Below are 12,733 nucleotides of genomic sequence, written 5' to 3'. Positions count from 1 at the left end.
CGGAGCCGACCATGTCCAGCACGCCCCAAGTGATCCCCCAAGCCCAGGCTCGCGAGCTACTGGCGCAGGTCGATGTACCGCAGATCCTGCGCAAACTGTTCCGCGAGCTGGCCGCCGGGCAGGCCGTACAACCGGCGCAGCAACTGGTGGAGTTTCCACAGGGCGCCGGCGATTTCATCAACTACCTGGGCGTGTTGGCTGAAGACGGCGTGTACGGGATCAAGACGTCACCGTACATCGTCCGTGAACAGGGGCCATTGGTGACTGCATGGACGCTGCTGATGTCGATGCAGACCGGCCAGCCGCTGTTGTTGTGCGATGCCGGAGAACTGACCACCGCGCGCACGGCGGCCACCACCGCCGTGGCGGTCGACGCCCTCGCGCCACTCACAGCCAATCGCCTGGCCATCATCGGCAGCGGTAAAGTGGCCCAGGCGCACCTGCACTATGTGAAAGGCTTGCGCGACTGGCAGAGCATCAGCCTGTACTCGCCTAGCCTTAACGAAGATGCCGAAACCGTGAGCCTGCTGAAAAACATCGAGCCACGCCTGAACATCGTCGACAGCCGCGAAGCTGCCGTTCAGGATGCCGACGTGATCATGCTCTGCACCTCGTCCGCCGGTCCGGTGATCGATCCGTCGAGCTTGCGCAAACCGGCGTTGATCACCTCCATCAGCACCAATGCGCCGCGTGCCCACGAAGTGCCGCCGCAGAGCCTCAACGACATGCAGGTGTTCTGCGACTATCGTCTGACCACCCCGGGCTCGGCCGGTGAAATGCTGATCGCCGCCGAACGGCACAGCTGGGACAAGGGCGCGATTGTCGGCGACCTGCCCGACCTGCTCAGCGAGAAGGTGCAGCGCCCCGACTACGACCGTCATGTGTTTTTCCGCTCCATCGGCCTGGGCCTGGAAGACATTGCGCTGGCCAATGCGATCTATCGCCTATCTCACTGACACCACCACTCATCTGTGGGAGCGAGCTTGCTCGCGATAGCGTCAAGTCAGTCGACATCCATGCTGAATGATTGACCGCAATCGCGAGCAAGCTCGCTCCCACAGAAAATTTCTTCACCATAGGCATTTACGCCCCATCAGGAGACGTTCATGAGCCAGGCAGATTTCATCATCATCGGCGGCGGAATTGCCGGTGCTTCCACAGGTTTCTGGTTGTCGCAGCACGGCCGCGTGATCGTGCTCGAACGCGAATCCCATCCGGCCTATCACTCCACCGGCCGTTCGGCGGCGCTGTACACCGCGGCCTACGGCACCCCGCAAGTACGGGCGCTGACCCTGGCCAGCCGGGACTTTTTCGACAACCCGCCCAGCGGTTTCTGCGAACACCCGCTGCTGACCCCGCGGGGCGAAATGACCGTGGACTTGACCGGCGACCCGGACGAACTTAACAGGCAATACCAGAGCGCAAAAACCACGGTCCCGGAGATGCAATTGCTTGGCGCCGACGAGGCCTGCGCGCTGGTGCCGATCCTGCGCCGGGAAAAGGTCCACGGCGCCATCTACGACCCGACCGCCAGCGACATTGACACCGATGCCCTGCACCAGGGCTATTTGCGCGGTATCCGCCGCAACCAGGGCGAAGTGCATACCGACAGCGAAGTCGTCGGCCTGAGCCGCGACGGCCAAGGTGTATGGCACGTTCAGACCAACAGCCAGACGTTCAGCGCGCCAATCATCATCAACGCCGCCGGCGCCTGGGCCGACAAGATCGGCGAACTGGCCGGCGCCAAACCCCTGGGCCTGCAACCCAAACGCCGTGCCGCGTTCATCTTCGCCGGCCCCGAAGGCGTGGACATCCACCATTGGCCGATGCTGGTCAGCCTCGATGAATCCTTCTACATGAAACCCGACGCCGGGATGTTCCTCGGCTCGCCGGCCAACGCCGACCCGGTGGAACCCCACGACGTGCAGCCCGAAGAGCTGGACATCGCCATGGGCATCTACCAGATCGAAGAAGCCACGACCCTGACCATTCGCCGCCCGACCCGCACCTGGGCTGGCCTGCGCAGCTTCGTCAGCGACGGCGACCTGTTGTCCGGCTTCGACCCACAGGTAGCGGGGCTGTTCTGGGTCGCGGCACAAGGCGGTTATGGCATCCAGACCTCGCCGGCCATGGGCCAGGCCAGCGCGGCACTGGTGCGCGGTGCCGCGTTGCCCGAATCGCTCGGCCGTTTCGGCCTGAATGCCGAAATGCTCTCCCCTGCCCGCCTTGGCTGATCCTGATCCTCAGGTGACGAGCCCACACGATTACGGCACACTTTCAGCGCCCCTTTGATGGGGCGCTGACGCTGCCTGGAGTTCCACTGTATGAACGCCCCCGAAAAAGACTCGGCCCTGGACGACACGTCCCTGGATAACTTCCACGCGATAGCCGACGCCATCGCCACGTTGTTTTTCCCCCACGCCGAAGTGGTGCTGCACGACCTGCGCACGCAAAAGGTCGACTACATCGCCAACAACCTGTCCAAGCGGGAAATCGGCGACGACTCGGCGCTGGAAGACATGCTCAGCGACGATGTCAGCGAACGAAATATCGGGCCGTACGAAAAGCTCAACTGGGATGGTCAGAAGATTCGCAGCCTCAGCACGGTGCTACGGGACAGCGAAGGTCATCCGCTGGCGGTGCTGTGCATCAACCTGAATATTTCTCTGTTCGAGAATGCCAAGGCCGCCCTGGACCTGTTCCTGTCGCCGACCAAGCTGATCCCGCAACCGGATGCACTGTTCCGCGATGACTGGCAGGAGCGGATCAACACCTTCCTCCACGCCTGGCTGCGCGAACGTCAGTTGAGCCTGAATCTGCTGACCCGCGACCACAAGCGTGAGCTGGTGCTGGCGTTGCACGCCGAAGGCGCGTTCAAGGGCAAAAGCGCCTCGAACTACGTGGCCAATGTGCTGAACATGGGCCGGGCGACGGTGTACAAGCATTTGAAGGAATTGAAGGGCTAGGCCCTGAGATTTGTATTGCTTGATCTGGCCTCTTCGCGAGCAAGCCCGCTCCCACACTGGTTCTGCGTCGAACACAAAATCTGTGTTTGGTAGAGATCCATTGTGGGAGCGGGCTTGCTCGCGAAAGCGGACTATCAGTCGCCGTAAATGTCGGACTTGAAGTACTTGTCCGAAATCTTCTGATACTCACCACTGGCGCGAATGCCATCAATGGCCGTGTTCAGCTCGCTGACCAACTCGGTGTTGCCCTTGCGCACGGCAATCCCGGCACCCTCGCCCACATATTTCGGATCTTTCAGCTCCGGCCCGACAAAGGCGTAACCCTTGCCTCGCGGCATCGACAGGAAGTCATTCAGTGGAATGGTGTCGGCAAAAATCGCGTCGAGGCGACCGGCGGCCAGATCCATGTAGATTTCTTCGTTATTGCTGTAGCGCTTGACGTTGATGCCCTTGGGCTCGAACACCTCGGAGGCGTAACGGTCGGTGGTGGTGGCGCGCTGCACACCGACAGTCTTGCCCTTGAGGCTGGCGTACTGGTCATCCACCACCGCGCCGTCCTTCATCACCAGACGCGACGAGGTGAAATAGTACTTGTGGGTGAAGTCCACCGACTTCTTGCGGTCTTCATTGATGGTCATGGACGACAGCGCCATGTCGATTTTCTTCACCTTCAGGGAAGGAATCAGACCGTCGAACTCGCCTTCGACCCACACACACTTGGCCTTCATCTGTGCGCACAAGGCATTGCCGATGTCATAGTCGAAACCGACGATTTCGCCTTTGTCGGTTTTCGAGGCGAACGGTGGATACGCCGCTTCGATACCGATGCGCAGGGTTTTCTCGGCGGCGAACACAGAGCTGCACGCCAACAGGCTCAGGGCCAGACCGGTAATGAGGGGGAACTTCTTCATGTTCGTTTTCTCGCGGTTGTTGTTGGTTTGGCAAGACAGAAGAAAAAGCTGAAACGGGTGGAAACCTTTTTTGTACTTATAATTCCATACTGGACTTTTATGTATGCATCGTCAATGAGGTAAATGCAGCTCGCGCCGGCCGGTGGTCGGGTGGTGGTTCTGCAAGGTATTGGGTGAGTCGGATGTCCCCTTCGCGAGCAAGCCCGCTCCCACAGGGTTCTGTGTCGTACACAAAATTTGTGTTCAACCAGATCCATTGTGGGAGCGGGCTTGCTCGCGAAGACGGACTAAAGAACGCCGCAGAAACTACTGCTTCCAGCGATCCGCCGCCGCATGATCACTGTCACGCCCCTCGACCCAACGCGGCCCGTCACTGGTGTTTTCTTTCTTCCAGAACGGCGCACGGGTTTTCAGGTAATCCATGACAAAGGCGCAGGCGTCGAATGCCGCCTGACGATGGGCGCTGGCCGCACCGACGAAGACAATCGGCTCGCCCGGCTCCAGGGCGCCGATGCGGTGCAGCACTTCCAGCTTGAGCAGCGGCCAGCGCTGCTCTGCCTCGATGGCGATCTTGCCCAACGCTTTTTCAGTCATGCCGGGATAGTGTTCGAGGAACATCCCGGCCACGTCGAGGCCGTCATTGAAGTCGCGCACGTAGCCGACAAAACTCACCACTGCACCCACGCCGACATTGGCATCGTGCATGGCATTGACTTCGGCCCCAGGGTCGAACGCCGTGGACTGCACGCGAATCGCCATGGTTCAGCCTCCGGTCACAGTCGGAAAGAACGCCACTTCATCGCCGTCGCTGACCGGCTCGTCGAGCTGGCACAGGTCTTCGTTGCGGGCGCACATCAGGTTCTGCTCGCTCAACACCTCGGCACCGTCACGTTGGGCCAACAGTGCGCGGACGTCGTCGACGGTGGCGAAGTTGCCTTCTACTTTCACCGAATCCAGACCCAACGCTTCACGATAACGGGCGAAAAACTTTACGGTAACGTTCATGACTGCTCCGCCTGGAAATGTCCGCTCTTGCCGCCGACCTTCTCCAGCAAACGCACGCTTTCGATGGTCATACCACGGTCCACGGCCTTGCACATGTCGTAGATCGTCAGCGCGGCGACGCTGGCAGCGGTCAGGGCCTCCATCTCGACGCCGGTCTGCCCTGACAGCTTGCAACGCGCCACGATGCGCACCGAATCCTCGCCTTCGGCACTGAGCTCGACCTTGACGCCGGTCAGCATCAGCGGATGGCACAGGGGAATCAGATCGCTGGTTTTCTTCGCCGCCTGGATGCCGGCAATGCGTGCCACGGCAAACACATCACCCTTGGGGTGGCCGCCACTGACGATCATCTGCAGGGTTTCGGGCAGCATGCGCACCAGCGCTTGAGCGGTCGCCTCACGGAACGTCACGGCTTTTTCAGTGACGTCGACCATGTTGGCGCGACCTTGGGAATCGAGATGAGTCAGCACGGGATTACTCCTGATCAGGAGCGTCGATTGTAAACCTGCGGGTCAGATTTCCGCACGCACGAATATCGGCTCACACAATCCCCCTGTAGGAGCGAGCCTGCTCGCGAAAAACGCAGGAACAACGCGGGCATTCAGACAACACGCGTTATCGTTGACGTCCATCGCGAGCAGGCTCGCTCCTACAGTTGGATTTGTGTTGGGCATAAAAAACCGGGTGACCTCGCGGCCGCCCGGTTCCGGTGGACAGTTACAGATGCGATTCATTATTAAGCTTACAAGCATTACCAAATAACAGAAACACATGTAACAAAATCCTACTGAAAATGCACTTTTTTGACATCGCCGAACGACTCAACCTTGTTCACCAGTTGATAACTTACTGATTATCCTATAACAAATCTCGACGTAAGAACTCTCCGAAAGTCCGCACCCATAACCTGCCGTGAAACTTCCTACAACTGAATGATTGACCGAGTTGTTAATTCGAGAAAAACTGACCAACAAAATTCACGACCCTACAAACTCAAGTCAGTGGTATCACAAAAGGTCATTGGCACGCGAATTCAGTAAATCCAACATCCAAGTCTACGCTATTGCTCCCGGCGCAGTTTCCGGCAGTCATCAGCCAGGATCTCCTGAAGAAATCATGAACACGCGCCCTTTTCTGCCGACCTCCGGCAGGAGCTCAACGGCGCGGGCCCTACACGCTAACCATGGTTGGCACACGGAAGGTTAGTCATGTCAGCACGGACAATTTACTCAGGAAAACACATCATGATCTCTCATTGCCGGGACTGTGACATCCCTGGCTACATGATTATTTCTCTTAAGCGGGACATAACAAGACTTGCAGAACTAAGCGCAGAGGAAAGTGCCGAACTGATGAGTGGGCTAGCATTTACGGAGCGAGCGTTAAACACTCTATTTTCTCCTGAAAAAATATACATAATGCGTATTTCCGAGCTCAATCATGAACTGCATTTTCACGTTTTCCCCAGGTATGCTTCCGTGACCAAGTTATATTTGTCGGAACACAATGAACATATTATTGATGGCCCCTTCTTTTTCAGTTGGGCGCGAAAAAAGTTTAGTAGCTCACAGCCTGAGCCGACCCAAGAGGTATTGAACGCTCAATCAATTCTTACGGAAACCCTCAAGGGCTATTTTTCGCAACCTCTGTAAACAAGACTGCTTTCGCCCCAGGCTTTGCAGAAACACATTCATCGGTATTGGGTCTGCCCTGAGGCACAGCCTTTACCTCGCGTACAAAAAACCGGGCGACCTTGCGGGCGCCCGGTTCCGGTGGACAGTTACAGATGCGATTCGGCGTATTCGGCCAGGATCGAACGTGGTACCCCTTGCAAGGTGATATGCACCCCGTTCGGGAAGTCCTTGAAGCGTTCAGTGAGGTAGGTCAGCCCGGAGCTGGTCGCGGACAGGTAAGGGGTGTCGATCTGTGCCAGGTTGCCCAGGCACACCACTTTGGAACCGGCACCGGCACGGGTGATGATGGTTTTCATCTGGTGCGGCGTGAGGTTCTGGCATTCGTCGATCAGAATCAGGCTCTGCTGGAAGCTGCGGCCCCGGATATAGTTGAGGGATTTGAACTGCAACGGCACTTTGCTGAGGATGTAGTCGACGCTGCCATGGGTGCTTTCGTCATCCATGTGCAAGGCTTCGAGGTTGTCGGTGATGGCGCCCAGCCACGGCTCCATTTTTTCCGCCTCGGTACCGGGCAGGAAGCCGATTTCCTGATCCAGGCCCTGCACGCTACGGGTAGCGATGATGCGACGATAACGTTTGCTGACCATGGTCTGCTCGATCGCAGCGGCCAGCGCCAGGATGGTTTTACCCGAACCCGCGGCACCCGACAGGTTGACCAGGTGGATATCCGGATCGAGCAAGGCGTACAACGCCAGGCTCTGATAGATATCACGCGGTTTGAGGCCCCAGGCTTCCTGGTGCAGCAGCGGTTCCTGGTGCAGGTCGAGGATCAGCAAGCGGTCCTCTTCAATCTCCTTGATCCAGCCGACAAAGCCCTGTTCATCAATGATGAATTCGTTGATGTGCACCGCCGGCAGGTTGTCGATCAATTGCACCTGATGCCAGGTGCGGCCGTGGTCCTGACGGGTTTCAACCTTGCTCACGCGGTCCCAGAAAGAGCCGGTCATGTTGTGGTAGCCATTGGGCAGCAAGGACACGTCATCGACCAGTTGGTCGGTGCTGTAGTCCTCGGCCGCGATTCCGCAGGCGCGCGCCTTGAGGCGCATGTTGATGTCTTTGGTGACCAGCACCACGGGCTTCTTCGGATCGCGCGCGTGCAGGTCGATCAGTTGATTGATGATTTTGTTGTCGTTCAGGTGCTCGGGCAGAATCAGGTTCGGCTCGGCATGCTTGCTCATCAAAATTGACAGCAAACCCTTGGGTCCGCTTTTGCCACGCTGGATCGGCACACCCTGCTCGACGTCCTCGGGTGAGGCATCGCCCAGAGTCTTGTCGATCAGGCGGATGGCCTGGCGGCATTCGGCGGCTACGCTGTGATGCCCGCTCTTGAGCTTGTCGAGCTCTTCAAGCACGGTCATCGGGATCGCGACGTGGTGTTCTTCGAAGTTAAGCAGCGCGTTTGGATCGTGAATCAATACGTTGGTATCGAGTACATAAAGGATTGGCTGGTTGGAAGAAGAGCTACGTCCGTGATCATCCATACTCGGTCACCTTTGTGGGAGCCATTCGACGCAATACCTTGACGGTGCTGCGCCTCGAAGTGACTGCCGAATACACCTGCGGGGACTCAAGTGTTCTGCATACATGCGGGGTCTTGGAAGACGCCACCTGTGTTGCAGGTTTCGGCGGTCTGTCTTCGTAATACTCCAAAACGTGTGACAGAAAAAAGTACTTTGACGCTTTTTTGAAGTTTATTTTGCAGATTGACCAATAGCACTTGGCGGACTGCCATCACCCGTTTAAAGTCGGAAGTCCACCTGCAACGAATCCCCTTCCAAAATTGCCAAAAACCCAATGTTTACGGGGTTTTGTCATTTTCAGCGAAACGCATCCTGGCAATCCTCCCAGCCGATCCCGACAGGCGCCGTTTGCGTGACCAGCCACGGCAACGCCGTTTTCACTGAATCCTGTTTCACATTGAAATTGATCACTCCGTGCCGCCACAGCAGCATCAGGGTCAGCACCCGTTGCGCACTCGGGTTGCCCTTGAGTTTGCCGGCACCATCCTGGGCGTCGATGTCCCACAACGCTACCTGCAACCCCTGAGTCTTGAAGAAGCCTTCGGCATCGGAACGGCGCTGGCCATCGGGCGGACGGAACAGGGGCACGTAGTTCTCCGGCAGCTTGCTCTTGACCAGTTCGGCGCTGCGGCGCACCGAGTCCTGCCAGTCCTGCCAGTGGCTGTGGGAACGGAACTCCCAGCCTTGTACGCCGATGCACTGGCTCGAGTAGGTCGCTTGCAGGTTACTCACCGAATGTTCGGCCAAACGGGCCTGGATGTCCTTGCCGAGGACGAAGAACGTCCCGCTCAGGTTCGACTTGCGCAGGTACTCGGCGACCCAGGCGGTGTTATCCGGTGCGGCGTTGGCCGCGCTGTCGAAGGTCAGCAGAAACAGCCGGTCATGCATCCCGCCGCCGCTGCGCTCATAGTCGCCAAAATGATCGACTTCGCTGCTGGCTTGCGGGAACAAAGCGGCCTTGTGCAACTGTTCGTCCAGGTACTGGGTGTGGAACACGCGGCTCGGCTCGGCCCACTTGATGTAATAGCTGTCTGCGCCGACCTGGAATTTGGCAGCCTGCTCGCGCAAGGTGGGCATGTCTTCGACCAGAAAACAGAAGGAGGCATCCTGGTCGCAACTCTGTTGGGCGAAGTTGTAGTTGGCCAGCAGCCGTTGCCACATGCGCTGACGAACCCGGTCGACCGACTCCAGATTGATCGTGCGCAGGCCCAGGCGCTGGGCCAGGGCGGGTTCATCCAGCGACTCGCTGGCCAACAGGACACTGGAAAACATGAGGATCTCGGCCCTGGACGCCACGTCGAACAGTGTCGGGTTGCCGAGTTTCTCCGGCCAGGTGCTGCGATCGAGCGTCGCCACATCGCCCGGAGCCGCGATGGCGCCGAAGCTCAGTAGCCAGATCGAAATGAGAAAAGCGATACGCAATGGGATGTCTCCATAACAAAACCCGCGCGGCACTATAGCTGATCCAGACACACCTCCTGCAGCAACACCGAACCACTGTGGGAGCGGGCTTGCTCGCGAAAGCGGTGTATCAGTCGACATTTTCGCTGAATGTCATACCGCATTCGCGAGCAAGCCCGCTCCCACAAGGGGTTGGTGGCGAACCGGCCATCACCTATGGACGCGATAGCTGGAGTCAACGAGGACAACCCCCTAGAATCGCCGCCACGATTAAAGGAGACGACTTCATGCTGATGGTGATTTCACCCGCCAAGACCCTCGACTATGAAACACCGCCGGCGACCCAGCGCTTCACCCAGCCGCAGTACCTCGACCACTCCCAGGAGTTGATCCTGCAATTGCGCGAGCTGACGCCCGCGCAAATCAGCGAATTGATGCACGTTTCCGACAAGATCGGCGGGCTCAACGCCGCGCGTTTCGGCAGCTGGACGCCCGCGTTCACCCCGGAAAACGCCAAGCAGGCGCTGCTGGCATTCAAGGGCGATGTGTACACCGGCATGAATGCGCAAACCCTCAGCGAAGCCGATTTCGATTACGCCCAAAAACACCTGCGCATGCTCTCGGGCCTCTATGGCCTGCTGCGCCCGCTGGACCTGATGCAACCCTATCGCCTGGAAATGGGCACCAAACTGGCCAACGCTCGGGGCAAGGATTTGTATGCCTTCTGGGGCACGCGCATCAGCGAATGGCTGAACGAAGCCCTGGTCGATCAAGGCGATGACGTGCTGCTCAACCTGGCGTCCAACGAGTACTTCTCGGCCGTCAAACGCAACGCCTTGAACGCGCGCATCATCAATACCGAATTCAAGGACCTGAAGAACGGCCAGTACAAGATCATCAGCTTCTACGCGAAAAAGGCCCGTGGCTTGATGAGTCGCTTCGTCATCGAAGAACGCATCAACGACCCGGCCACCCTCAAGCAGTTCGACGTTCAAGGCTATCGCTACAGCGCCGAACAGTCCAAGCCGGACAATCTGGTGTTTCTACGCGATCACGCACCAGAGTGATACATCCGGTCGGCGCACGACCTCCACAAACCCTCGTGCGCCGACCCTTGATTCACTTCAGACTTCCCCGCCATTTCGCCATTTTTTTGGCGCCATAAAAACACCAGCTGATTTTCTAACTTTAGTTTCACTCGACTTCAATCATTTTTTTGCGTAGTGGCACTGACTTTTTTTAACAGTAGTGGCAAAAAACTATCCGACCCAATTATCCGCCTATATATAAAGGGCGAAACGGTAAGTGCTATCAATTTGAGAGCAGTGCCATCTTTCTCAATATTTCAAGAAATTTCAGATTTCGCGATGAGCGGGCTGGAACTATGTCCAAACGCGCCGCTCATACCACCGGTAACGATTCTCGCCGAGCGTGTACGAGATAACTTACGCAGATAAGCGATTCGTGTAGCGAAGTTGTAATATTAACTTGCGCTGACTAATCACCGATTTGGACAACAGCAATCGGACAGGAGATAACGCGGTATGACTATCCCCTACAAGGCCACGACAGCGCCCCTATAAACGTGCTCACCCGAGCACCCAACCGCTTGATCTACGGGCTTTCGGCCTGACATCAGGCGTGCAAGGCCGTTGCGCCTGCATCCTCCGAAAGAGGGATCGGCTGCATAACAGGGCAAATCATAATAACAAGGCCTAGTTGCGCACACCTTGAGTGCATTTATTTAGACACTCGTAACTTATATGCCATCACAGAGCATTGTCGTGCCTGTAAGGCACACTTGCGAGTGCACTAAAACACGCTGAACACCATTAACTCCGGCCATCTAATGGCTTGATCAATACAGAGGTAATTGCGATGCGCATCAGCATTTTTGGTTTGGGTTACGTCGGCGCAGTATGTGCCGGTTGCCTGTCTGCACGGGGCCATGACGTCGTTGGCGTCGATGTGGCCAAAGACAAGATCGATATGATCAATGCCGGCAAATCGCCGATCGTTGAACCAGGCCTGGGTGAACTTCTGGCCCAAGGCATCCAGACAGGTCGTCTGCGTGGCACCACCAACTTCGCCGAGGCGATTCGCGACACCGACCTGTCGATGATCTGTGTGGGCACGCCGAGCAAGAAGAACGGCGATCTGGAACTGAACTACATCGAGGCAGTGTGCCGCGAAATCGGTTTTGTCCTGCGTGACAAGACCACCCGCCACACCATCGTGGTGCGCAGCACCGTACTGCCGGGTACCGTGGCCAATGTGGTCATCCCGATTCTCGAAGACTGCTCCGGCAAGAAGGCCGGTGTTGATTTCGGCGTGGCCGTGAACCCTGAGTTCCTGCGCGAAAGCACCGCCATCGCCGACTACGACCAGCCGCCAATGACCGTCATCGGTGAATTCGACAAGGCGTCCGGCGACGTTCTGCAATCGCTGTACGAAGAGCTCGACGCACCGATCATCCGCAAGGACATCGCGGTCGCCGAGATGATCAAGTACACCTGCAACGTGTGGCACGCCACCAAGGTCACCTTCGCCAACGAAATCGGCAACATCGCCAAGGCGGTCGGCGTCGACGGTCGTGAAGTGATGGACGTGGTCTGCCAGGACAAGACCCTCAACCTGTCCCAGTACTACATGCGCCCAGGCTTCGCCTTCGGCGGCTCGTGCCTGCCAAAAGACGTGCGTGCCCTGACCTACCGCGCCGGTTCCCTGGACGTGGAAGCCCCGTTGCTCAACTCGCTGATGCGCAGCAACGAATCCCAGGTGCAGAACGCTTTCGACATCGTTTCCAGCCACGACAAACGCAAAGTCGCCCTGCTGGGCTTGAGCTTCAAGGCCGGCACCGACGACCTGCGCGAAAGCCCGCTGGTCGACCTGGCAGAAATGCTGATCGGCAAGGGCTATGACCTGAGCATCTACGACAGCAACGTCGAGTACGCCCGCGTTCACGGTGCGAACAAGGACTACATCGAGTCGAAGATCCCTCACGTCTCGTCCTTGCTCAACTCCGACTTCGACGCGGTGATCAACAACTCCGACGTGATCATCCTCGGCAACCGCGACGAGAAGTTCCGCGCGCTGGTGCAGGAAGTTCCACACGGCAAGCAAGTGATCGACCTGGTCGGTTTCATGTCCAAGGCCACCAGCGTGACTGGCCGGACTGAAGGTATCTGCTGGTAAAGCAGCCGCAAGCTTCAAGCTCCAAGCCGCAAGTTCAAAGC

The 12,733-nt window shown here is 57.8% G+C and carries 12 protein-coding genes; 6 read left to right on the top strand and 6 right to left on the bottom strand.

Annotated elements, in window-relative coordinates:
• Positions 1–11 precede the first annotated feature (11 nt).
• From KGB20_RS26490 to KGB20_RS26480, 3 genes are all read left to right on the top strand, one after another.
• A complete protein-coding gene (locus tag KGB20_RS26490) occupies positions 12–956 on the top strand; it encodes an ornithine cyclodeaminase family protein (RefSeq protein WP_154860479.1) in 945 nt (314 codons plus the stop codon).
• Positions 957–1,106: 150 nt separating this feature from the next.
• Positions 1,107–2,234 (top strand): NAD(P)/FAD-dependent oxidoreductase, encoded by a 1,128-nt coding sequence (locus KGB20_RS26485; RefSeq protein WP_090457579.1) that lies wholly within the window; start codon positions 1,107–1,109, stop codon positions 2,232–2,234.
• Positions 2,235–2,324: 90 nt separating this feature from the next.
• The gene (locus KGB20_RS26480; RefSeq protein ID WP_007972668.1) at positions 2,325–2,966 is read left to right on the top strand and encodes a transcriptional regulator; all 642 of its coding nucleotides are present in this window, start codon (positions 2,325–2,327) and stop codon (positions 2,964–2,966) included.
• Between the two features lie 134 nt (positions 2,967–3,100).
• Here KGB20_RS26480 and KGB20_RS26475 read toward each other — a convergent pair whose 3' ends face one another.
• The 4 genes from KGB20_RS26475 to moaC all read right to left on the bottom strand — a co-directional run bounded on the left by KGB20_RS26475 (position 3,101) and on the right by moaC (position 5,352).
• On the bottom strand, positions 3,101–3,877 hold the full coding sequence (locus tag KGB20_RS26475) for an ABC transporter substrate-binding protein (protein WP_150814303.1): 777 nt from the start codon (positions 3,875–3,877) through the stop codon (positions 3,101–3,103).
• Positions 3,878–4,183: 306 nt separating this feature from the next.
• Positions 4,184–4,636: a molybdopterin synthase catalytic subunit MoaE gene (gene moaE, locus KGB20_RS26470; protein WP_007989960.1), complete on the bottom strand. Its 453-nt coding sequence runs from the start codon at positions 4,634–4,636 to the stop codon at positions 4,184–4,186.
• Positions 4,637–4,639: 3 nt separating this feature from the next.
• Positions 4,640–4,882 carry a molybdopterin converting factor subunit 1 gene (gene moaD / locus KGB20_RS26465; protein ID WP_057713393.1) on the bottom strand — a complete coding sequence of 81 codons (243 nt, stop codon included), beginning with the start codon at positions 4,880–4,882 and terminating at the stop codon, positions 4,640–4,642.
• Positions 4,879–5,352, bottom strand: a complete 474-nt coding sequence (gene moaC / locus KGB20_RS26460) for a cyclic pyranopterin monophosphate synthase MoaC (protein WP_057713392.1) — start codon at positions 5,350–5,352, stop codon at positions 4,879–4,881. Before moaC ends, moaD begins: the two co-directional genes overlap by 4 nt.
• Before the next feature lie 738 nt (positions 5,353–6,090).
• On the opposite strand from moaC, the gene KGB20_RS26455 reads away from it, so the two are divergent.
• A complete protein-coding gene (locus KGB20_RS26455) occupies positions 6,091–6,534 on the top strand; it encodes an HIT family protein (protein ID WP_154860481.1) in 444 nt (147 codons plus the stop codon).
• Positions 6,535–6,662: 128 nt separating this feature from the next.
• Here the strand turns inward: KGB20_RS26455 and KGB20_RS26450 are convergent, their stop codons facing one another.
• Both KGB20_RS26450 and KGB20_RS26445 read right to left on the bottom strand, forming a co-directional pair.
• Entirely contained in the window at positions 6,663–8,057 is a 1,395-nt protein-coding gene (locus tag KGB20_RS26450; RefSeq protein WP_008050144.1) for a PhoH family protein, read from the bottom strand.
• A 336-nt stretch (positions 8,058–8,393) separates the two neighbouring features.
• Positions 8,394–9,518 carry a polysaccharide deacetylase family protein gene (locus KGB20_RS26445; RefSeq protein ID WP_154860482.1) on the bottom strand — a complete coding sequence of 375 codons (1,125 nt, stop codon included), beginning with the start codon at positions 9,516–9,518 and terminating at the stop codon, positions 8,394–8,396.
• A 266-nt stretch (positions 9,519–9,784) separates the two neighbouring features.
• Between KGB20_RS26445 and yaaA the strand changes: the two genes are divergently transcribed.
• Both yaaA and KGB20_RS26435 read left to right on the top strand, forming a co-directional pair.
• Positions 9,785–10,564 (top strand): peroxide stress protein YaaA, encoded by a 780-nt coding sequence (yaaA, locus tag KGB20_RS26440; RefSeq protein ID WP_057713390.1) that lies wholly within the window; start codon positions 9,785–9,787, stop codon positions 10,562–10,564.
• An 811-nt stretch (positions 10,565–11,375) separates the two neighbouring features.
• Positions 11,376–12,692, top strand: coding sequence for a nucleotide sugar dehydrogenase (locus KGB20_RS26435; protein ID WP_057713389.1), 1,317 nt, complete (start codon positions 11,376–11,378; stop codon positions 12,690–12,692).
• Positions 12,693–12,733: the final 41 nt, after the last annotated feature.

Source organism: Pseudomonas sp. BF-R-30, assembly GCF_019956175.1.
Classification (GTDB): domain Bacteria; phylum Pseudomonadota; class Gammaproteobacteria; order Pseudomonadales; family Pseudomonadaceae; genus Aquipseudomonas; species Aquipseudomonas jessenii.
Note: the sequence above shows the minus strand (reverse complement) of the source record. Positions and strands in the feature narration are given on the sequence as shown.